Here is a 22,287-nt window from a genome sequence, read left to right on the forward strand (position 1 = left end):
GCCACTTAGTGTGGCCCCTACCACCCTTGCGACACTATCGACAGGGTGTATAAATTTTGAGCCCACAACTGTGTAGCCTGTCCACCATGAGTGAGATTTCCTTCCGCTGGCTCACCAACCAGCACTCGCTGAACCTGCGCCCACTCGTTGAGGGCAAACCCGCGTTCAGCACCATCCATGCTTCAGAGCTCGCGGACCCCACCGAGTTCACCTCCCCCGGCGCGCTCATGCTCACTCTGGGACTCGTTTTCCGCGACGATCCGGAAGGCTTCGAGCACTATGCCGCCGCCCTCGCCGCAGCCGGGGTACACGGCATTGGTTTCGGTACCGGACTCGCCTTCGCCGAGGTACCACCCGTGCTGACCCGTGCTTGTTCCCAGCACCACCTCACCCTTTTTGAGATCCCGCGCGCCACCCGCTTCGTGTCCATCACTACTGCGGTAGCCCAGGAACAAGCGCGCCTCGAAAACAATGCGCACTTCACCTTCCACCGCCAACAAGAGCGCCTCAATCACGCAGCTGTGTCGGGCATCCAAGCGCTCATCGATGAGGCGAGCAATCAACTCAGCGCCGCTGTAGCAGTAGCCAGTTCCTCCGGAGCGGTGCTCAGCCGCAGCGATCGCGGCCAGCTCAGTGCGGCCGACGCCGCGGTGGAGGCCGCGGAGCAGGCTGGGCGGGGTACGGGGACGTCGACAAGCACGGGCGCCACCATCACCAGCACCTTCGGCTCCGCGGGCCGGCGTTGGGCCGTCGCCGCCAGGCGCTCGGAGAAGTTCGATTCTTATTCGCGCGCGCTCATCCGGCATCTTTCGGGTCTGGCCAGCCTGCTGCTTGATCACCCCGATGGCAATAACCACGCTATTCTCGGGGCGCTAGCGCTTGATGCCCAGCTCGCCGGCGTTGACTCCCCCGCCCTGCACGCGGCCTTTCACTTGATTGATGGCCACGATCTCGTGGATGTTCTCTATGTCACGGCCTCGACCCCGTCGCGCCTCGCGCGCACAGTGAGTGAGATCGGCAAGGCCGAGCCGCACAGCTTCGTCCGCCCGAAACAGGATTCTGCACTTCTCATGCTTCCTCCGGGAACCGCAACCTCACACCTGTTCAAGAAACAGTCGCGCTACCTTCGCGTCTCCGCCCTTCGGGGTGTTGCGTGGCAGGAGCTGAACCCAGCACTGCTGTCTTCTCTTCAAAGCCATGCGCGCAGCCTGCCCCTTGGCACCGTAGCGGCCTTTGATTCTGCTGCGCCTACCTGGCTGGTGGAACCCGGCGTCTCGGAGGCCCTCGGCGCCCGGCGCGCGGCCACGGTCAGCCGCTTGGCCGCCCACGACGTGCAGCACAACACCGAGCTGCTCGCTACCTTGCGCGCCTTCCTCGTGGGCAACGCCAACTTGGCCACCGCTGCGGCGGAGCTGGGCGTTCACCGCCACACCGTGCGCGCCCGGCTAGACAAGGTAGAAAACCTCTGCGGGGTGGACCTGAGCAATCCCGTCACCCGTGCGGAACTCCTCTTACTCAGCATCGACTCTTAGGGCTTCAGTCCGTAACACTCACTCCGAGAATCAGAAGCTCCGCTGCCACGAGCGGGTCCTTGAGATCTACCTCGAGGAGATCCTCCAAGTCCGCGATGCGCTTGCGCACGGTATGCCGGTGCGACTGCAGCTCCTCAGCGGTACGGCTCACGTGCCCGCCCGCACGCAGGTAGACCTCCAGGGTTTCCGCCAACTCGGTGCCGTGCTCCGCGTCGTATGCGCGCACCTTGCCCCAGGTTTCTTCGGCGCGGTTGTGCACCGCGCCCTTGACCCTGGGATCCCTGGTCCAGCTCAACGTCCGCGATTCTGGCCCCGCCAACATCCCGGGCTGAAGCCCGAAAGCGAAGGACTCTAGTTCGCGGACAATGCCTACGCCCAGCTCGGCCCACGGCATGGGCTGACCCACGACGATGCGCTTGCTACCGCGGATATCGCGCAACAAGTCCTGCAGGTTCTTCATTGTGCGGCTTCCTCTGAAAAGCAGGAGGCTAGAGGATTTATCCAGCGTGTATTCGAAAAGCAAGCGCCCGTGGTCCTGCAGGCGGGCGTCCAAGGCGTGGAGGAAGCGCTGGTGGGCACGCTCCCCCTCCGATTTCACCAGTACCGGACGCACGCGGCCCTGTGCATCGCCCACGAGCCGGAAGATGCGGCGCATGGGATCCTCCGGCTGGTCCATACCCAACTGAATGGCCATCGCCATGGAGTTGAGTTCGTTTTGGGTGCGCCGTAATTCCTGCGGGCGCTTCACGGTAAGCTCCGCCAGGCCGGCGGCCTGCTTGAGCAGCGCGCGCTCGTTCACACCGAAACTCTCACGCGCCACCGCCAGCAGCCCGAAGGAGCGCGCACCGTGGTCGGCCAAGCGCTGGGCCAAGACATTCCACCCGCCCACGCGGCGAGCGGCATAGAAGTTCTGGGCGCGGGTATCGGCAATCACCGGACCCCACTCCACCGGTGGGAGCCCGGGGTGGCTCGACTGCGCGAAGACCCGCCCATCCTTATCCACTAGGCAGGTATGCGCGCCCAGCAGGCGGCTGGTTTTGTCCACGAGGGCGTCGAGGCCGGACACGGCGGCGTCGTTGAGCGCGCCCTGCTGAGCAATGAAGAGCTCCAAGCCTTCCTCCCGCTGGCGCTGCAACTCGTCGTGCAAACGCGCGAGCACGGAGACGAAAGGCACGCGCCGCGCCACCGTGAAGAGTGAAATATCGCAGTCCCGGGCGGCCTCCACCATGCCGGGTGGAACCTCGGCGAAGGCTAAACCAACGCCGAAGCCCACCCCCGTCACTCCCCCCGCGGCCACCCTGCGAACGTACTCCACCAGCTGATCGGGTTGCCCCTCAAAGGCCATACCAGTGAGCAGGATGACAGCCCCCGAGCCCACAAACTCGCGGGGATCGCGCAGCTCACATGGGTGCATCACGGAAAACGGCCGCTCGCAATCGTGCAGCACGTCAATCCCCAGATCGGGTTGGCTAGCCAACCATCTGAGAGAAACGTTTCCTTCTTCTAGTCCGGCAGCTACCCCCTTATCCAATGTGGACAATTTCTCACCATTCTTTCACCAGATTGTCTATGGCCCTTCTGAAGTCTAGCCGTCAGAATGACCCACGTCATAAAAAATTCCGAGTATTAAGGAGCAGACAGCATGCAGGATCTCAAGCACCGCCTCCCCCAGGAGCGGAATGTCTCCACCGCAATCCCTGGCCCCCGCAGCCAGGAGCTGAATGCCGCCCGTGAAGCAGACGTCGCCGCTGGCGTCATCCCGGGCTACCCCTCCTACATCACCGACGGTGACGGTGGCGTGCTTGTCGACGTCGACGGCAACACCATCGTCGACTTCGCGTCCGGCATCGCCGTGACCTCCGTCGGCGCCTCCAACCAGCGCGTTGCCAAGGCCGTCGCCGAGGCCGCCAGCCACCTCACCCACACCTGCTTCCTCAACGCTCCGTACCAGGGCTTCATTGACGTCTGCAAGAAGCTCAACGAGCTGACCCCGGGCACCCACGAGAAGAAGACCTGCCTCTTCTCCACCGGTGCTGAGGCAGTGGAGAACGCCATCAAAATCGCTCGCCGCTACACCGGCAAGAACCGCGTCGTAGTCTTCGACGGCGCCTTCCACGGTCGCACCAACCTCACCATGACCATGACCGCCAAGAACAAGCCCTACAAGCAGGGCTTTGGCACCCTGGCCGCTGATATCTACCGCGCGCCGATGTCCTACCCGCTGCGCGACGGCCTCGACGGCAAGCAGGCTGCAGCGCGCACCCTGCGCTACATCGAGCAGTACGTCGGCACCGAGGAGCTGGCTGCCGTCATCATCGAGCCGGTGCAGGGCGAGGGCGGCTTCGTCGAGCCGGCCAAGGGCTTCCTCCCGGCACTGCAGGAATGGTGCACCGACAATGGCGTCGTCTTCATCGCCGATGAGATCCAGGCCGGCATCTGCCGCACTGGTTCCTGGTTCGCCTGCGATGACGAGGGCATCATCCCGGACCTCATCACCACCGCCAAGGGCGTGGGCGGCGGCATGCCGCTGTCCGCCGTGACCGGTCGTGCAGAAATCATGGATGCCCCGGACCCGGGCTCCCTGGGTGGCACCTACGCCGGTAACCCGGTGGCCTGTGCTGCTTCCCTGGCAGCCTTCGAGGAGATGGAGGAGCTGGATCTGGCTTCCCGCGCCCGCGAGATCGAGGCCATCATCCGCGAAGAGCTGGAGCCGCTGCTTGAGCTCACCACCGTCGCCGAGGTCCGTGGCCGCGGCGCCATGATCGCCATCGAGCTGGTCGACGACAACAACCAGCCGAACGCTGACCTCACCGCCAAGGTGGCCAAGACCTGCCGCGAGCAGGGCGTGCTCATCCTCACCTGCGGCCTGGACGGCAACGTCATCCGCCTCCTGCCGCCGCTGGTCATCAACGAGTCCACCCTGCGCGACGGCCTCCAGGTCCTGGCCGAAGCCATCCGCGCAAACTAACCCGAACCACCACCGACTTAAAGGAGACACACCACCATGAAGATCTACGATTGCATCATCCTCGGCACCGGCTACGGCGGACTGGGCATGGGCGCCCAGCTGGTCCGCGACGAGCAGAAGGACTTCCTCATTCTCGAGGCTGCCGATGAGGTCGGCGGAGTCTGGCGCGACAACACCTACCCGGGTGCTGCTTGCGATACCCAGGCTCTCATCTACTGCTACTCCTACTTCCTCAACCTCGGCGTCTCCCGCATGTTCGCCGGCCAGGACGAGATGCAGGGCTACCTCAAGGCTCTCGCCGAGGAATTCAACCTCTACGATCACATCAAGTTCAACCACCGCATCACCCGCGCCGAGTGGAAGGAAGACCTCAAGGCATGGGAGATCGAGGCCAACGGCGAGACCTACTACGGCCGCGTCTTCGTCGGCGCGTGGGGCCAGCTCTCCAAGCCGAAGATCCCGAACTTCCCGAACCGCGAGGCTTTCCAGGGCGTGCAGTTCCACTCCGCTGAGTGGAACCACGACGTCGACCTGGCCGGCAAGAAGGTTGCCGTCATCGGCAATGCAGCTTCTGCAGTTCAGCTGGTTCCGGAGGTCGCCGAGGTTGCGGAGAAGCTCTCCGTGTTCCAGCGCTCCGCTAACTACATCCTGCCGCGCAACCAGGTCATCTTCACCGAGGAAGAGCTCAAGGAGTTCAAGGAGAACCCGGATTCCTACCGCGCCATCCGCCAGGAGATCCACGAGGTTCGCGAGGAAGGATTCGACCGCACCCGCAAGGGCACCGATTCCGCTGCCGAGGGTGTTGAGCAGGCCATGGAGCACCTGCGCTCCCAGGTCAACGACCCGGAGCTGGTTGAGAAGCTCACCCCGAACTTCGCCTTCGGCTGCAAGCGCATCCTGCGCTCCGATAACTTCTACCCCACCTTCAACCGTGACAACGTAGAGCTCATCACCGCTGGCATCGAGAAGTTCACCGAGACCGGCATCCGCACCGATGACGGAGCCGAGCACGACTTTGACGTGGTCATCTACGCCACCGGCTTCCACTCCCAGGAGTTCCAGGGTGATTTGCCGATTGCTGGCCGCGATGGCGTCGACCTGCGCGAACGCTGGGGTAACTCCCCGGAGGCTTACCTGGGCATGACCGTGGACGGCTTCCCGAACTTCTTCATGCTCTATGGCCCGAACACCAACCTCAACCACCACTCCGTGGTGGCCATGCTCGAGGCACAGGACCGCTACATCTCCCAGGCCGTTGCTTACCTGCGCGAGAACCCGGAGGCAGCCCTCGACGTGAAGAAGAACGTCATCGACGAGTTCAACACCCGCATCCAGAAGGAGCTTGAGGAATCTGCGTTCTCCGCTGACTGCTCCTCCTGGTACAAGAACGAGGAAGGCCGCGTCATCAACAACTGGTCCGGCAACGTCGCCGAGTACTACGAGCTCACCGACAAGCTCGAGCTCAACGACTACGAGCTGGTCTAGGAGGCAGTTTCACAATGCACACTCTGCACGACGAATTCTCCGGGCGTCCCGTCGCTGAGGATGCGTGGAAGGCGCTGAAGCCATTCCGCGATGGTGGGGCGAAGTCCTTCCATAACTTCCCCATCCCGCAGGTGCGTGAGAACTACGTAGCCTCGGCCCACGCCAACCCGCTCCACGAAGAGAAGGAACCGACAACCACCGACTTCCAGGTCGAGGAGTTTCAGGTTCGCCTCTACGACCCCCGCCCGGAGGCGGAGCGCGGCCAGGAGACCCCGGCGGTGCTCTACATGCACGGCGGTGGCTGGCTCATGGGTAACCTGGAGACCCACGACTCCTCGGTACGCCGTATCGCGGTGCTCACCGGGTTCCCGGTTGTGGCGGTGGACTACCGTCTTGCCCCGGAGCACACCTACCCGGCGGCTATCGACGATTGCCGCGCCGCCTACCGCTGGTTGTCCGACTCCTCGGCTGAGCATGGCCTGACCGTGACCTCCATCGCGGTAGCGGGTGACTCGGCCGGCGGCCAGCTCGCCGCCACCCTGGCGAACGAGTTCGTGGGCGAAGAAGACGTCGCCAAGCTCAGCTCCCAGGTCCTGCTCTACCCCATCACGGATTGCTCCCGCGAACGCACCGAGAACGGCGCCTCCTACAAGCGCCTCGAGGAGGGCTTCCCGTTGGCCGCCGACACCATGCGCTGGTTCATCGATACCTTCGTCACGGAGGAGGCACAGCGCACGGCAACGGATCTCTCCCCGCTATTGCTAGAAGAGCTACCGGAGGGCCTGCCCCCGTCGCTCGTCATCACGGTAGATAACGATCCGCTCGCGGACGAGGGCATCGAATACGCCGGCAAGCTGGCGAAGGCGGGCGTCGACGTCACGCACAAGCACCTTCTGGGCTACCACCACGGGCTGTTTACCTCAGCTGCGGTCATTGACCGTGGCGAGGAGGAGCTCGCAGTCGTCGCCGAGTTCATCAAGGCGGCAGCGAACTAGAAGCTTCCGCTCCATCACGCACGGGGCAGGCACCCTTCACAGGCCGCCTGCCCCGTTTGCATAAGTACACTTTTCTATCCATCTAAAGTTAGGTTCACCATGCTTAAGCGCTCATTCGGCATCGCGATGGCCTTCATCGGCGTGCTCGCGGGTGCCTCTTTCGCTTCGGGCCGCGAGGCCCTCCAATACTTCGTTGCTTTCGGCAACATGGGCGTCGTCGGCGCCATCGTCACCGCACTGGCCATGACCATCTCCGGCATCACGATCCTCCAGTTGGGCTCTTACCACCGCGCCAAGGAGCACACCTCCGTTTTTAACGCCGTGTCCACGCCCATCGTGTCGAAAATCCTCGACTTCGCCACGCTAACCTGTCTGTTCTGCATCGGCTTCGCCATGTTTGCCGGTGCCGGCGCCAACCTCAACCAGCAATGGGGCTGGCCAGTGTGGATCGGCGCCGTCCTCATGCTCGTCCTCACCCTGCTGACGGGTTTGCTCGACGTGGACAAGGTGACCATCGCCATTGGCGCCATTACCCCGTTCATCATCGTCTTGCTGACCATCGGCACGGTCTACACCGTGCTCACCTCCAACCCAGATTGGTCACACCTCAATGAGCAGGCGCAGCAGCTTCCTACGACGCTGCCCAACTGGTGGGTCTCCGCCATCAATAACCTGGGACTGAACGTCATCGTGGTGGTCTCCATGATGATCGTCATCGGCGGCAACTTCCTCGATGCCAAGGAGGTCGGCTACGGCGGCATTCTCGGCGGCGCATGCTTCCTCTTCCTGCTGGCGGTCCTGGTCGGCGGTCTCTACGTCTCCGTAGGCCCGATCACCGAGGCCGAGATGCCAACGCTGGCCATGATTGAGCAGATTCACCCGACGCTCGGTATCGCCATGTCCGTCGCCATCTACGGCATGATTTATAACACCGCGATTGGTATGTTCTATGCCTTTGCCAAGCGCCTCACCCGCGGCAAGCCGCAGAACTTCTACAAGGTCTATGTCATCTCCGTGCTCATCGGCTTCGTGCTTTCCTTCATCGGCTTCTCCAACCTCATCGGCTGGGTCTACCCGATTCTTGGATACATGGGCATTGCCATCATGTTCATCATCGGCTTCGCATGGTTGAAGAACCGCAAGGACCTGCAATCTGAGGCCGATCTGCGCCGCCGCGCGCGTGAGCTACTCAAGAAGCGCTTTGAGAATGACAACCACCTCTCCGATGAGGAGGCTCGTGAGCTGGTGGCCATCGCTCGCAACTCCTCCATCCCGGAATCTGACTTCATCAAAGAGATCATGACCGAGGTTGATTCCGAGGACATTCCGGAAGAGCTGCAGATCGGTGACGGCAAGCTCCACGCGCTGATCACCGGCAAGCCCATCCCGCGCACTAAGAAGAAGGTGTAGTTCTCTCCACTCCCCCTCTCACTCTCTACTCTCACACCTTCTCCGTGCCCCCGCATCCAGCCGCCTAGCGCTGCATGCGGGGGCGCAGCGCTTTCCACAGCGCCCACAAAACCAGATCCGCATCGGAGAACCGGATCCGTTCCTCCAGAGCTTCCAGCCGGTGCCGCACCGTATTGGCGTGCACGCCCACGGCCTTCGCGGCCCGGGCCACGGAGAAGCTTTCAGCTTCATAGGCGCGAAAGATCTCTTCGCCATCCTTAATCCCCTCAATCGCGCGGTCGAGCTCCCCCACCGCGTCCTCCAAGCCGCGCTGGCCCAGGTAGGCCGCTGCCTTCTCGATGGCACTGCAGTGAGCAAACTCCAGGCTCTGCAGGTGCAAGGAATGCGTGCGTTCTACCACCACGGCGGCAAGCAGGGCCTGGAGCCACGCTGCCGGGCCTTCCTCAACGGTATCGAAGGGATCAGAAAGCCCGACGGAGCCGAAGAGCACGTCCGCGATCTTCCCCTCCGCTCCCGAATGGGTAGTCAACACGCAGGTGCGGCCGGACACGTAGCCCAGCACCAGCGGCACGCCCGCGTCCTGGGCCAAGGCGAAGGCCTTGTCGCGCACATCGCTGCGGTAAGAGTCCTTGACGGAATCGGAGACAATGAGCCGCATCTTGGCATGCTCCGAAAAGCCCCGCCTGCGCAACGTGGTGGCCACTTCTTCCCTATTCGAATTCTCATCGCACAACGCCACCATCAGCGCGCTCGATTCGGCGACGTGGTTGCGCTGGATGTTTCTCTGCGCCACCAGAGAAGCGGTGAGCAGCTCCTCCAGCGCCGCGAAAGCGGGGTCATCGAAGTCTGCATCCTGACTGGTCTGCCGCCCCCGGATCAGCCAATAGCCGTGGTCGAAGGAGGGGCTTTCGCCAGCAATGTCGAGCCACCGGGCAAAGACCTTCCAACGCCCCACGTGCATGGTCGTGGTGCTGTGGTTTATCACCACCGACAGGGAACGCGCGATACTCCGCGCGGGCAACTCGCCGGCGGCGGCAATAACCCGGCCATCAACGGTCAACAGCAGCAGGGAATCCCCGCTGAACCTGGCAAAGCGCGCGAGGATCTCGGACTCTGGCGCTGGGTTGACCAACCCGGGGCTTAATTGCCCGATGGTGCTGAGCTTGCGCCAGGATGCCAGGTTGGGTTGGCGCCGCAAAAGCTCATCCACCGCGCGCCGGATATCTTGGCGCGTGATCCCGTCGGTGCCGTACAGGACGGCGCCGGTTCCCTCCACCGAGTCCAGGACTTCCTGCTCATCGAACTCGGAGTCGAGGAAGATGACCCCGGCGGCGTCGACCAGCCGGCGCTGGATGGCGCGCGGGCTTCCCTCCGGCCGGGGAAGGACAAGCCAACCTGCCACGTCCCCATCGCCCTCGGCGCACAGCCCCACAAAATTCTCATCCTCGAGCGCCTTACTCAAGCGGCGCAGCCGCGGCTCCATCACGACGAGATCGGCGATCCGGAGCACCGGATTATCCTGTGACGCCACTTATCCCTCCGGAAAATAGTGTCCTATCTTACTTTTCTCCGGCTAATTCTAGTATGCCCCAACCTGCTTGTTTGGAGTTTCCTCCACCTTCTTCACTCTCAATTCACCGTTTCTCCATTGCTCCCCTCCTCGTGCCATATCAAGATTCCTCTCAACCGAATTCACCAGCCTTTGAAAGAGAGGTTCCCACCATGACGGGAAATAAACCTTTTCGCGTATCCGTCGACGTCGGAGGAACGTTCACCGATGTCGCGATTGTTAACACCGAGACCCACGAGTTGTCGGTGGCCAAGGTTCCCTCCACCCCGGATGACCCGATGAAGGCGGTGATGAACGGCCTCAAGTCGGCCGACGTCCAGCTCAACCAGGTCGAGGTGTTCTCCCACGGCACCACGGTGGCCACCAACGCGCTGATCCAGCGCCGCTTCCCACCGGCAGCGCTCATCACCACGAAGGGCTTCCGCGATGTTCTGGAAATCCGCGACGGCACCAAGGATGAGTTATGGGATGCTTACAAGGACGTTCCGGATCCCTACATCCGCCGCCGTGATCGCTACGAAGTAGAAGAGCGCATCGACTTCGATGGCGCCGAGATCACCCCGTTGGATGAGGCAGAGGCTCGCCGCATCGCCGGGATCCTGCGCCGAAAGAAGATTGAGACTGTCGCGGTCTGCTTCATCAACTCCCATGCCAATGCCTCCCACGAGGAGCGCATGGCGGAGATCCTGCGCGAGGAGCTTCCCGACGCCACCGTCTCCACCTCCTCCGAAATCCTCCCGGAGATCTTCGAGCACGACCGCTTCTCCACGACCGTCGCCAATGCGGTCCTGGCCCCGCTCGTCTCCGGCTACGTCAACCGTCTGTCCCGCCAGCTCGAGGAAGGCGGCTACGACGGAGACCTGCTCCTCCTCCACTCCGGCGGCGGTTCCATGACCCCGGAGATGGTGACCCGCTACCCGGTCCGCCTGGCTGCCTCCGGCATTGCGGCCGGCGCCATCGCGGTGCAGGACATCGCCACTCGCTGTGGCTACTCCAACGCGATTGGCCTGGAGATGGGCGGTACCTCCACCGATATCGCCTTGGTCTACGAAGGTGATATCCGCATCACCAAGCAGTGGCAGGTCGAGTACGGCTTCCCCATCTGCTTCCCGTCCATCGAGGTCGGCACCATCGGCGCCGGCGGCGGCTCGCTGGCCTGGATCGATGAGGCAGGTTCCCTGCGCAACGGCCCGCAGTCCGCGGGCGCGGATCCGGGACCGGTCTGCTACGAGCGCGGCGGCACCGATGCCACCAACACCGATGCCAACGTCACCCTCGGCCGCCTCGGCACCGAGCTCATCGGCGGTGCACTGAAGCTGAACCCGGATGCCGCGCGCGAGGCCGTCAACAAGACGGTTGCAGAGCCGCTCAACCTTGAGCTCGAAGCCGCAGCCGAGAACATTATCCAGGTCGCCAACGCCAACATGGCCGATGCGGTTCGCCTGCTGTCCATCCGCCGTGGCTACGACCCGCGTGACTTCGTCCTTGTCGTCGGCGGCGGCGCCGGCGCCCTGCACGGCGCTGAGGTCGCCCGCGATCTGTCCATCCCCACCGTCGTGGTCCCGCCGCACCCAGGCGTGACCTCCGCCCAGGGCTGCTTGCTCGTGGACATCCGACACGACATCACCAAGATGTACCAAGCACCGGTGGACGAGGTGGACACCACCGAACTGCGCAAGGAATTCCAGGCGCTGATCTCCGAGGCCCGCGAGCGCCTGGAGAAGGAGCACGTCCCAGAGGAGCGCATGAAGTTCAAGCTGACCGCGTCCATGCGCTACCGCGGCCAGTGGCGTTCCCTGACGGTGGAAATCCCCGAGTCCGATAACCCGCTCGATGATGCCGTCGCCATGTTCCACGATGAGCACGAGCGCGAGTACTCCTTCGCCGACCGCGACGGCGCGGTGGAGTTCTACCAGATTGGCCTCATCGCCATCGGCGAGCTTGAGAACCCGCCCTTCAAGCACTACGAGGTCGAAGAGCACGAAGCAGAGCTCCCGGAGACCACCCGCCCCGTCTACTTCTCCGCGCACGGCGGCTGGGCCGATGTCCCGATTTATCACCGCCCCGACCTGAAGGCCGGCGCCAAGCTCAACGGCCCGGCCATCATCGACCAGTTCGATGCCACCACCGTCATTCCGCCTGGAGACCGTGCAGAAATTGATGAGTGGTCCAACATCCGTATCCACATCGGCAAGGCCACCAACGCCTAAGACCCTCGCCTTCAGACTCTCCTTTGAAAGGAATCGACATGACTACGACTCATACACAGCCACAGAAACCGTCGCCGTCCTCTTCCGGCCGCCGCACGCTCGACCCGGTGACCTTCGAGGTTCTCAAGAACGCTTTTGCCACCTCGGTCAACCTCATGTCCGAGCAGATTCTGCGCACCTGCTACTCCTTCGTCATTTACTCGCGTGACTTCTCCTCCGCGCTGTGTGACGCCGAGGGCAACACCGTGATGCAGGGAAACCAGGACATCGCCGTGCACGTCGGCACCCTGCACTTCCAGTGCCAGGCCGTGCTCAAGGAATTCGGCGATGACATCCACGAAGGCGACGTCTTCGCCATCAACGACCCCTACCAGGGCGGCACGCACATGAATGACGTGTCCTTCCTGCGCCCCATCTTCCACGAGGGCACCCTGCTGGCCTTCGCGCAAAACAAAGGCCACTGGGCCGATGCCGGCGGCTCCGTCCCAGGCTCCTTCGATGTCTCCGCGACCGACTACTACACCGAGGGCCTGCGCATCACCCCGGTGCGCGTGTGGTCCAAGGGCGTGTTCCTCAGGGACGTCGCCAAGCTCCTGGCTGGCAACACCCGCAGCCCCGAGATCGTCATGGGTGACCTCAAGGCCCAGGCCGAGGCCACCGCGGTCTGTGAGCGTGAAATCCACCGCCTCGTGGACAAGTACTCCTTCGACACCGTGCGCACCGCGCTGCGTGAGGTCCAGGACTACGTGGAAGACATCGTCACCTCCCGTGTGGCCGCGCTTGACGACGGCGAGTGGTCCACCATCGACTACATCGACCTCGACCCGGCCAAGGAAGAGGGCCTCGTTCCCATCAAGGTAACGATGCGCATCAAGGGCGGACGCCTCTCCTACTCGCTGGACGGTTCCGCGCCGGCGGTAGCCAGCTTCCTCAACGCGGGCTACGGTTCCGCGTTCTCCGGAATCGTCGCCGGCACCAAGACCTTCTTCCCCGACGTGCCGCTTAACTCCGGTCTCTACCGCGCCATGGACATCGACCTAGGCCCGGAGGGAACCGTGGTCAACGCCGGAATGCCGCACGCGGTGACCGGCTTCTGTTCCGGCCCCTTCGAGAAGATCATGAACGCGGTCTTCGAGCTGTGGTCCCAACTCATGCAAGAGCGCGCCATGGCCTGTGCCTTCAACCTGGAGTACCTGCTCATCGGTGGTTGGGACACCCGTGACGCGAAGAAACCAGAGGACAAGGGCGAGTTCTTCATGTGGTACGACTGGATGGCTGGCGGCTGGGGCGGCCGCGTCGACCGCGACGGTTCCTCTGCCACCGCACCGGTCTTCGGCCCGGGCCTGGCGGTCCAGCCGGTCGAAGGACAGGAGCGTCTCTCCCCTGTCATCACCAGCCACCACGCACTGGTGACTGACTCGGCGGGCCCCGGCAAGTTCCGCGGCGGTGTGGGTGTAACCAAGGGCGGTGTACTCACGGATGCGAACAAGACCGTCATGAGCTACTGCTGTGACCGCTCGCGTTCCGTGACCTGGGGCATCGAGGGTGGTCTGCCGTCCATCCCGCAGGGCGTGTGGCTCAACCGCGGCACCCCGGATGAGCAGTACCTCGGCGCGCTGTTCTCCAATGTTCCAGTCGGCCCGGGCGATACCTTCGAGCGCCCCTCCGCCGGTGGCGGCGGCTTCGGCGATGCCCTGGAGCGCGACCCGAAGGCCGTGCTGGAGGACGTCATCGATGGCTACGTCTCCGTGAGCCGTGCCGCCAAGGACTACGGCGTTGTCATCCGCCCCGTTGACCCAGAGATCGACGAGTACGAGCTCGACGAGGAGGAAACCGCGAAGCTGCGTGAGGAGCTGCGCTCTACCCGCCTGGACAAGCTGGCGGAGTCCCCGGAGTCCGTGGCTGAGCGCTACAACGCCGGCGAGTTGGACCAGCTCGACCTGGTCCGCCACTACGGCGTCATCCTCGACTGGGCCACCGGTGAGCTCCTGCCCACCACCACCCAGCAGTACCGCGAGCAGATGGCCAAGCGTTCCTCTTCCCACTGGAAGTAGGTAGCGCTCTGACTAGCCCCGCGCCGTTAGCCAACAGTGGTTAACGGCGCGGGGAATTTCGTTTTTGAAGTGTCTGGAAAATTCTAGGCTATTGGTTTCCTGTCCAGGTGACATCGTTAAAGACGGTCGGCATGCCAGACTCGATGCGCAGTGCTGCGAGTGCTAACTGTACGTCTAGCAACCGCACCCCCTCGTTCCAGCCTTCACCTAGTATTTCATCAATTCTCTTCATCCTGTTGCGAACAGTATTGACGTGAACATCAAGTTCTTCGGCTACGGTGGATGCTGAAAAGTGGTGCGAGAAAAGGGCTTGCATAGTAGGCACTAGCTCTTTTGAATTTTCCCTATCATAGCGAAGCAAATTACCTATTGATTCGTCCACCAATGCTTTTCGCTGAGCATTAGTCATTCGCGCCAATAGACGCACAGACTGCGGAAGTGCAGCGTCGGTATACCACCCTGTTTCACTAGATAAACCCAGGGAAGCGATATCATCAAGAAACTGTATACAAGAGCGATATACTTCTGCTGCTCTACGAAAACCAGTAAATTTGTCTGACAGATACCCGTGCACTTTTAATCTTCGCAAATCAACAAGTTTTGAAAAGGTTTCAAAAAAGGATACAAGAATGCTCGCCTCCCCTAAGACGCCAACCTGATCAGTAGATACACCAATCAGGAGCTTCCCCTTAGAGACCTCAGAACACCGTTGTGCAATCAGTCGAAGACCTGCTTCGTCGCCAGAAAAAAGAAGTAAACGATTTAAGCCATCCTCTACGATTTCCGCTTCGGTTAGCAAGCCTTGTTGGCGTGCCGTCAGCTGCGTTCTTCCAGAACTCACCAATGAAAAGAAGAGATTTGAGGACTCGACCACTCGCTGTGAATCAGCCTCCAATCCAATGACGTCTTTAATACTCAAGGCGCGTGCTACCAAGTCAATAATCCGGGTTTCAGGGCTAGGCATGATCAAGTCGGCAACAACCACTCCCCAGGGCTTCCCACCACGAATTACGGGAGAGACATAAACCTCGCGCTCACCCAACGATAAGGACTCTCCTCGTCCCGGCGAGGACGTCCTCCGGACATAACTCTCGATAGGAGCGTAACCATCTACCGGAAGCCAGCCTCCAACACTATCGAGCATGAGGTCTTCCAAACTTGAAATGTGGATTTGAACCCCCATGTGTTCTGCAAGAAAAGCAGCTACACGCGACTCGGTCAGCAAATCACTGACCATTGAAATGACCGTTTCTATAGTTTCTAGCGCTTTTGCAGAGTTCGCCAGCTCTACACGGCATTCTTCCGCAACCGTCTTGAGGCTATTCACCTCCTTGTGGTGGCGATTCGACTCTTCCCCACGGACCCCTACCGCTAACACTTGGACTGCTAGCTGCTCAAGAATATAGATGTCCCCCGTGTGATAAATACGCTCATGCCTATCCGCAACGAAAAGAACTTGAAACCCTGACTCAGCTTCGACGGGGATCCCCAATAAGGACCGTATCCCTTCTCGCTTTATTGCAGTATCCAACACAGGATCATGCTCAAAGCCATCGTCTCTCAAGTAGTTTGCCACCTGCAATGGCGCAGCGACCTGATAAATCTCAAAAAAGAACCCCTTCTCGTGGGGCTCAACTTCTTGCAATTCCGTGGTCCAGATTCCGCTGGAAAGAATAATGCTTGCGCTGCCGGAAGGCTCATCAAGTTCCATAATGAACGCCGCATCTGTCCCCAACATTTGACGGGCCAAAGACAAAATTCTGCCGAAAGCCACATCTACATTCTCGTCGCCATTGATATCTAAGGACAGATCTGCAATTTCCGAAACCAGTGAACGGAGCTTCCGCGAGGACTCGGCACGGTTACTAATCTCCAGCAGGACCTCTTTGAGTTCCGGAAAGCTAGATGAAACAACAGCATCTTGAAGCTCCTCCCGAAAGCTAACCGGTGTCAACTGCAATGCTTTACGGCACAGCTGGACCACGCCTTCAATCCCCAATTCCGACATTGATTGTCCTTTCCCACAATACCGAGGCCGATACTGTGTGATTAACCACTTTACGGGTGTGAGTTATGCTGCGATACTCTTCCTCAAGTGATTCGAATCACCCGAGTATTCGTGCTACCTCACATCAAGGAAGGAGAAATCTTGTCGAGCCCCAACGATGCAGTTATTGTCGCCGGCGCACGCCTCCCTATCGGAAGAAAGGGAGGAACCCTGGCCGAATTTGATGGCGTACAGCTTGGTGCACGTGCCATCAAAGCCTTAATCGACAATCCAAGCATTAACGCACTTTTGAATGACGAGGCTATAACCGACGTCATCATGGGAAACACGCTTTCCCATTATGGGAATCCTGCTCGCGTCGCGGCGCTCAGCGCAGGACTGCCTGTAAATACTCCGGGACTTACGATCGACCGGCAATGCGGGTCAGGAATTAATGCTGTAACGCTTGCTGGAAAGCTCGTGGCCTTTGAAGGCGGAGTCTACATTGCAGGAGGAATGGAAAGTATGACTAACGAACCATTCCAATTATCACGCGCTAAACGGGCATACGATTCCACACCCCCAAGCTTCCTTCGTCGCGAGCTCTCTACAGCAGAAGTTGGCGATCCCACAATGGGAATAACAGCCGAGAACCTTGCGGAAAAGTACTCCATCTCACGCGAAGAGCAGGATGACTTTGCTCTACGAAGTCAGGAAAACTATGCAAAAGCGAAAGCACAAGGGAAATACTCGCATTTCCTAATTCCGACTGAGACTTCTAGTCACGGGACAGTGGAACACGATGAACACCCTCGGCCTAATACCAACGCAGAAAAATTAGCAGCATTACGTCCTGCTTTTATTTCCTCAGGCACTGTTACTGCAGGGAATGCCTCGGGAATTAACGACGGCGCTGCAGCAGTCTGCATCGTTTCAGCAGATAAGGCAATGCACCACGACCTCACTCCCTTGGCACACATCGGAGAAAGTTCTGTCGTTGGCGTTGACCCGAACTATATGGGAATTGGACCGGTACCTGCCATTCAGTCAGTACTAAAACAAGCTGGCCGGAGCATCTCTGACTACGAGTTCATCGAAATCAATGAGGCATTCGCGAGTCAAGCGCTTGCCTGTGCAAAAGAGCTTGACATCACAGTGGACAACATAAATCCACTGGGCGGCGCAATTGCCCATGGACATCCTATTGCCGCCACAGGCACCGTCCTAATCCAGAAGACAATCACCGAGCTTTCCGAGCGAGGCGGAGGCCGAGCAATCGTCTCAGCCTGCATCGGCGGCGGTCAAGGAATCGCTACTGAAATCATCGTGGAGGAGAAATAGCAATGAATCCAGCTGAATCTAAAGTCGCCATTTGCGGAGCAGGGACTATGGGTGCACAGATTGCCTTTCACTGCGCACTCAAGGGCTACACAGTAACGCTTTACGACATCGATACTGACCAACTCGACCGTGCCGATTCCCTTCTACACGAGCTGATGGAAAAGAAGCTATCTAAGGGAAAAATCACACAAGACGAAGTTGACCAAGCTTTCGCTCGGCTAAAGTACGAAACCAGTCTCGAAGAAACTTGCTCCAACGCCAGCCTCATCATTGAAGCAATCATCGAAGACCTGCAAGCAAAGAAGAAGCTCTTCTCAGAGATTTCATCGTACGCCCCGAAGGAAGCGATTCTGGCCACTAACTCGTCCAGCATCGTCTCTTCGAAGTTAGCTAGCGAAGTCCACGATCCTTCTCGTCTATGCAACATTCATTTCTTCAATCCGGCCTTGGTTCTGCCTCTTGTGGAGGTGGTCAAAGGCGACCACACCTCAGAGAATACTGTTGACAGAGCCGTCGAATTTGTCGAGAGCATCGACAAAACGCCGGTCCGTTTGGAGAAGGAGATTTTCGGTTTCATCACGAACCGAATCCTTGCAGCAATTTTCGATGAAGCAATCTCCCTATACGAAAACGGGATTGCGGACTTCAAACAGATCGACACTGCTGTCAAGGCAGGGCTTAACCACCCGCTAGGCCCCTTCGAATTGCTTGACCTAACCGGAATCGATGTCAATTATGGCATCAAGGTTCTAGAAGCTGAGGACTCCGGTGACCCTTCTAAGGGCCCTTCTCAAACCCTTACGCGTCTCTATCAGGAAGGACGCCTTGGACGTAAGTCTGGCCAAGGGTTCTACGTGTACGAGAAGGAGAAGTGAGTGAGTATGTCTGACAACGAGAACACAACGAACCCAGCTAACGTAGTCGAGCATTCACATGAATCCGGAGTCGGGATCATCACTATCAACCGGCCCCGGCAGTTCAACGCATTAAACACTGAAGTACTTAATGCGATTAACTCGGTACTGGAAAAGTGGGAATCTTGCGACGCAGTGCAAGCCGTTATCTTCACCGGCGCTGGCAAAAAGGCATTTGCCGCTGGAGCAGATGTCAAGGAGCTTTCTCAGATGACGCCTTGGGAGGTTGTCAATGAGTATCCGATGGCAAAGCTCTACAACCGAATTGAGAGCTACCCTAAACCAACTGTTGCAGCAGTTAACGGATTGGCGCTAGGAGGCGGTTTCGAACTAGCTCTATCGTGTGACATTCGTATTGCGAATCCAGAATCTCGTTTCGCCTTTCCAGAGCTAGGACTGGGAATCATTCCGGGTGCAGGTGGTACCCAAAGGCTTCGCGAGGTCGCCGGTAAAGCTATCGCTTTGGACCTCATTCTGACGCGCAAAGAACTCGATGCTGAAGCTGCACTGCAATGGGGAGTCATCACCCGCATCAGTGATGATCCAGTCGCCGCAGCGATGGAAATCTGCCACGTACTTAATGAAAACGGACCGCTCGCTCAACGTGTTGCCCGAGAGTCCATCAAAGCAGGTGTTCTAGGCGGACATCAACAGGAACAGCTTTCGCAGGGATTGGCCTTCAGCCATCCTGACAGTTCTGAAGGGCTGTCTGCATTCCTCGATAAGCGGACCCCCAATTTCAACAGTTCTGTCTCTGTCTCAACTGAAAAGGAAGAATCTCATGCCCCAACAAAATAGTCCAAACACCAATGACCTTGGATTCTTTAAGCCATCGAAATTTCATCTTGGTTCGACGGTCTTCATCATCGCGCTTTCCGTCGTCGCCTTCCTGCCGATGAGCTTTAACACGATGATCAGTGGTACGGCTCTAGTCAACTTCGTACTCGTGGCCATTATGGTTCTGAGTCTCATCATTCTGCTCGTCGATCTTTTCGTCAACAAGAATGACGACGGGGGTGTTAACAATGCCTAAAGAGAATATCTTGCCTCTGGCCATACTAATCCTTTACATGGCCATCACTGTCGGTATTGGCATTTATGCCCACCGCCAAACCGAAGACTCTTCCGCAAAGTCATTCCTGACGGGAGGCGGCGGTGTCGGCCTTTGGATCAATGGTTTCGCAATCTTCGCTGCTTTCGCCACCGGCGGAACTATGCTCGGAAACATCGGCCTGTCCTATTCAGCAGGCTGGGGTTACATCACCGCTTATAACGGTGGTGTCGCTTTGGGTTACCTCATTACGACGTTCTTCTTAGCAAAAGTCCTTCGTAATATGAACGTAGCTACTGTTCCAGAACTTATTAAGGCTCGATACAACCACCGGGCGATGAACTTAGTAGTACCAATTGTTCTCATCGGTACATTAACCGCATACATCGTCGCGCAGATGAAAATTGGCGGCTTGATTGGAGAACAGATTTTCGGAATCCCGTACAACTGGTCCGTTATCCTCATCGGTGCTGTCTACGTGTTTTACACGTTTGCCGGAGGCATGAAGGCGGTCACACTAACTGATTTCCTTCAAGGAGTCATGATGATCGGTGTGGTCGTTGCGACTGGGTTCATTGCGGTTAACTCAAACGGCGGTTTTTCGGTCTATGAGGTAGCCCAAGGCCTTCGCCCGGAATGGACAGGTGCTGAGACCTATCCTCCGATCGCATATATCGGCGCCTTCTTGATTTGGGCAACTTGTAATGCGGTTCTCCCTCACACTGTAATGCGTATCTTTGCTGCGAAGAACGAGCGAACAGGTCGCGCATCATTGGCCCTGGGGCTGGGGCTGTATGTCATTACGTCTATTGCCACGTGTGTATTCGTCATCGCAGGAACCATTATCCTCACTGGTGGACAGGACATTGAACAAAGCGACGGTGCTTTCCTCCTCTTCCTAGACCAGGCGGTGCCTAATTGGCTTCGAGGTCTAGCATTCGCAGGCATTTTTGCCGCTGTTATGTCTTCTGTGTCAGCCATGCTTCTTGCCTTGGCAGCGGCTCTTTCCTACGACTTGATCGGGCAGCTTAAGCCGAGCACGTCCGATGCAACGAAGCGCAAGATTACCAAGTTCGGAATTCTAGGATTTGGAGTACTCACGCTAGTACTTTCTCTCAATCCGCCGGAATTCCTTACGCTTTTGTACTCCGCAGCAATGGGCCTCCTCGCTTCCTCCCTCTTCTTCCCGACACTTCTCGGAATTTGGTGGCGCAGGATTAGCGGTAGTGCTGCTTTCGTAGGTGCCAGCGTCGGTGGTATCGCATACCTTGTACTTCTCTTTGGATTCGATCTTCCACCGCTATCCGAGATTGCCTTCGCCCTGCCTTTGTCCGCTGTTGCTTGCATCATTAGCGCCTATATCTTCGAGCCTGCGACTCCAGAGCAAATTCGACGCATCACAATCGCTCACAGCCGTGAGGTAACTGACGCTGAAGCCGAGGAGTTTAATCGCATCGCCATGGCGGAGCTGAATGGAACACAGCCCTACGCCGGTGCCAGCGAGAATTCCTTCGAAACGTCGAATTCTGGATCAGTCTCAAAAGAGGGAAACAATGTATAAGACGACTATCACGCCGCGCTTCAACGAAACTGACGCGGTTGGGCACATAAACAATACGAAGTTTCCTGCCTGGTTCGAAGCTGCTCGCAGAGATTTCTTCGCCGAGTTTGACCCTGATCTTGCTACAGATCCCTGGACGCTTCTCGTTGTCCGCTACGAGTTGAACTTCTTAAAAGAAGTGAACTGGGTACCGGAAGTCACAATCCACACGTCGATTTCCCGTCTTGGCAGAACTTCAGTGACCCTTCATGAAAAGCTCTACCAAGAAGGTGAACTATGCGTTGTTTCTGAGGTGACCTATGTAAACGTTGACCCGCGCACCAGAAGACCAGAGGCAGTACCCAATCCTGTTCGGGAAAAACTGTCCGCGCACCTTAGCACCAAACGAAACGAATATAATCAAGAAGGAGCCAGCGATGCTTAAATCTTTCACAGATAGCGTGGTGGTTGAAACTGAAGGTTCTATAGCCTCAATAACGCTCAACCGACCGGACTCCCTCAACGCTCTAACATTTGAAATGCTGCGGGGCCTGGAAATTGCGTTCACGGAACTGGGTGATAATCCCGATATTCGAGCAATTATTCTTCGCGGAGAAGGTAAAGCGTTCTGTGCAGGTGATGACCTCATCGATATGGGCACAGACAACTGTCCCGTGCCAGAAGACAAGATCCGAGAATTCCTGGATGGTTACCCTAAAGTCTGTACTGCGATTCGTGAATGTCCGAAGCCTGTTGTCGCGGTACTACACAAATTCGCCATGGGAGCCGGGCTAGAGCTGGCGCTTGCCTCTGATTTCATCGTCGCATCTTCGAACACCAAGATTGGACTCCCCTTCGTGCTCCGCGGTTTCTCTTCAGGAACAACCTTGCTCCCACGGCTAACTAACCGGCTTTTCGCAAACAGGCTATTGCTGACCGGTGAATTTGTACCGGTATCTGAACTCTCAATTTTTGGACTCGTAACAACAATCTGCGAGCCCGAAGACTTGGATTCTGAAGGAAAGTCTCTTGCCAAGCAGCTATCGTCACTGCCCACAAAGTCCATCTCGCTCATGAAGCAAACCATGAGCGCAACGCAGCATCTCGACGAAAATGCAGCGTGGCTTATGCAGGCCCACTCCACGGTCTCGTCAACACTGACGGAAGACCACGTCGAGGGTCGTACTGCGTTCCGAGAAAAAAGAGACCCCTGTTTCACCGGCCGCTAAA

At 58.8% G+C, this 22,287-nt stretch carries 17 protein-coding genes; 14 read left to right on the forward strand and 3 right to left on the reverse strand.

The genetic code is table 11. The annotated features are described in order from the left end of the window. Window positions 1-86 precede the first annotated feature (86 nt). The gene (locus HMPREF2807_RS09570) at window positions 87-1,532 is read left to right on the forward strand and encodes a PucR family transcriptional regulator (RefSeq protein ID WP_070512306.1); all 1,446 of its coding nucleotides are present in this window, start codon (window positions 87-89) and stop codon (window positions 1,530-1,532) included. Window positions 1,533-1,536: 4 nt separating this feature from the next. Here HMPREF2807_RS09570 and HMPREF2807_RS09575 read toward each other — a convergent pair whose 3' ends face one another. Next, window positions 1,537-2,949 carry a helix-turn-helix domain-containing protein gene (locus HMPREF2807_RS09575; protein ID WP_255365583.1) on the reverse strand — a complete coding sequence of 471 codons (1,413 nt, stop codon included), beginning with the start codon at window positions 2,947-2,949 and terminating at the stop codon, window positions 1,537-1,539. 225 nt (window positions 2,950-3,174) lie between these two features. Here HMPREF2807_RS09575 and gabT point away from each other — a divergent pair, with 225 nt between their 5' ends. The 4 genes from gabT to HMPREF2807_RS09595 all read left to right on the forward strand — a co-directional run bounded on the left by gabT (window position 3,175) and on the right by HMPREF2807_RS09595 (window position 8,390). Continuing rightward, on the forward strand, window positions 3,175-4,500 hold the full coding sequence (gene gabT, locus HMPREF2807_RS09580; protein WP_046647719.1) for a 4-aminobutyrate--2-oxoglutarate transaminase: 1,326 nt from the start codon (window positions 3,175-3,177) through the stop codon (window positions 4,498-4,500). A 36-nt stretch (window positions 4,501-4,536) separates the two neighbouring features. After that, window positions 4,537-5,985, forward strand: coding sequence for a flavin-containing monooxygenase (locus HMPREF2807_RS09585; protein ID WP_070512309.1), 1,449 nt, complete (start codon window positions 4,537-4,539; stop codon window positions 5,983-5,985). A gap of 14 nt (window positions 5,986-5,999) precedes the next feature. After that, window positions 6,000-6,980, forward strand: a complete 981-nt coding sequence (locus HMPREF2807_RS09590) for an alpha/beta hydrolase (protein WP_070512312.1) — start codon at window positions 6,000-6,002, stop codon at window positions 6,978-6,980. A gap of 99 nt (window positions 6,981-7,079) precedes the next feature. Further along, window positions 7,080-8,390: a YkvI family membrane protein gene (locus tag HMPREF2807_RS09595; protein WP_070512315.1), complete on the forward strand. Its 1,311-nt coding sequence runs from the start codon at window positions 7,080-7,082 to the stop codon at window positions 8,388-8,390. A gap of 64 nt (window positions 8,391-8,454) precedes the next feature. Here the strand turns inward: HMPREF2807_RS09595 and HMPREF2807_RS09600 are convergent, their stop codons facing one another. Next, window positions 8,455-9,921: a helix-turn-helix domain-containing protein gene (locus tag HMPREF2807_RS09600; RefSeq protein WP_070512318.1), complete on the reverse strand. Its 1,467-nt coding sequence runs from the start codon at window positions 9,919-9,921 to the stop codon at window positions 8,455-8,457. Between the two features lie 191 nt (window positions 9,922-10,112). Here HMPREF2807_RS09600 and HMPREF2807_RS09605 point away from each other — a divergent pair, with 191 nt between their 5' ends. Both HMPREF2807_RS09605 and HMPREF2807_RS09610 read left to right on the forward strand, forming a co-directional pair. Further along, window positions 10,113-12,170, forward strand: coding sequence for a hydantoinase/oxoprolinase family protein (locus HMPREF2807_RS09605; protein WP_049156020.1), 2,058 nt, complete (start codon window positions 10,113-10,115; stop codon window positions 12,168-12,170). Window positions 12,171-12,208: 38 nt separating this feature from the next. Continuing rightward, on the forward strand, window positions 12,209-14,224 hold the full coding sequence (locus HMPREF2807_RS09610; RefSeq protein WP_070512321.1) for a hydantoinase B/oxoprolinase family protein: 2,016 nt from the start codon (window positions 12,209-12,211) through the stop codon (window positions 14,222-14,224). A gap of 88 nt (window positions 14,225-14,312) precedes the next feature. Here the strand turns inward: HMPREF2807_RS09610 and HMPREF2807_RS09615 are convergent, their stop codons facing one another. Then, on the reverse strand, window positions 14,313-16,232 hold the full coding sequence (locus tag HMPREF2807_RS09615) for a helix-turn-helix domain-containing protein (RefSeq protein ID WP_070512326.1): 1,920 nt from the start codon (window positions 16,230-16,232) through the stop codon (window positions 14,313-14,315). An 87-nt stretch (window positions 16,233-16,319) separates the two neighbouring features. Between HMPREF2807_RS09615 and HMPREF2807_RS09620 the strand changes: the two genes are divergently transcribed. The 7 genes from HMPREF2807_RS09620 to HMPREF2807_RS09650 are packed head-to-tail and all read left to right on the forward strand — an operon-like array spanning window position 16,320 to window position 22,286. Continuing rightward, window positions 16,320-17,552 (forward strand): thiolase family protein, encoded by a 1,233-nt coding sequence (locus HMPREF2807_RS09620; protein ID WP_198531397.1) that lies wholly within the window; start codon window positions 16,320-16,322, stop codon window positions 17,550-17,552. 2 nt (window positions 17,553-17,554) lie between these two features. Beyond that, window positions 17,555-18,427 carry a 3-hydroxyacyl-CoA dehydrogenase family protein gene (locus HMPREF2807_RS09625; protein ID WP_070512332.1) on the forward strand — a complete coding sequence of 291 codons (873 nt, stop codon included), beginning with the start codon at window positions 17,555-17,557 and terminating at the stop codon, window positions 18,425-18,427. A gap of 6 nt (window positions 18,428-18,433) precedes the next feature. After that, window positions 18,434-19,264 (forward strand): enoyl-CoA hydratase/isomerase family protein, encoded by an 831-nt coding sequence (locus HMPREF2807_RS09630; protein WP_065422040.1) that lies wholly within the window; start codon window positions 18,434-18,436, stop codon window positions 19,262-19,264. Then, entirely contained in the window at window positions 19,248-19,499 is a 252-nt protein-coding gene (locus HMPREF2807_RS09635; protein WP_049156011.1) for a hypothetical protein, read from the forward strand. The genes HMPREF2807_RS09630 and HMPREF2807_RS09635 overlap by 17 nt, the downstream gene beginning before the upstream one ends. After that, on the forward strand, window positions 19,492-21,078 hold the full coding sequence (locus HMPREF2807_RS09640) for a sodium:solute symporter family protein (protein WP_049156010.1): 1,587 nt from the start codon (window positions 19,492-19,494) through the stop codon (window positions 21,076-21,078). Before HMPREF2807_RS09635 ends, HMPREF2807_RS09640 begins: the two co-directional genes overlap by 8 nt. Beyond that, the gene (locus HMPREF2807_RS09645; RefSeq protein ID WP_053089089.1) at window positions 21,071-21,502 is read left to right on the forward strand and encodes an acyl-CoA thioesterase; all 432 of its coding nucleotides are present in this window, start codon (window positions 21,071-21,073) and stop codon (window positions 21,500-21,502) included. Before HMPREF2807_RS09640 ends, HMPREF2807_RS09645 begins: the two co-directional genes overlap by 8 nt. After that, entirely contained in the window at window positions 21,495-22,286 is a 792-nt protein-coding gene (locus HMPREF2807_RS09650) for an enoyl-CoA hydratase/isomerase family protein (RefSeq protein WP_049156008.1), read from the forward strand. Before HMPREF2807_RS09645 ends, HMPREF2807_RS09650 begins: the two co-directional genes overlap by 8 nt. Window position 22,287: the final 1 nt, after the last annotated feature.

This window comes from Corynebacterium sp. HMSC074A09 (assembly GCF_001811545.1).
Lineage (GTDB): Bacteria > Actinomycetota > Actinomycetes > Mycobacteriales > Mycobacteriaceae > Corynebacterium > Corynebacterium hiratae.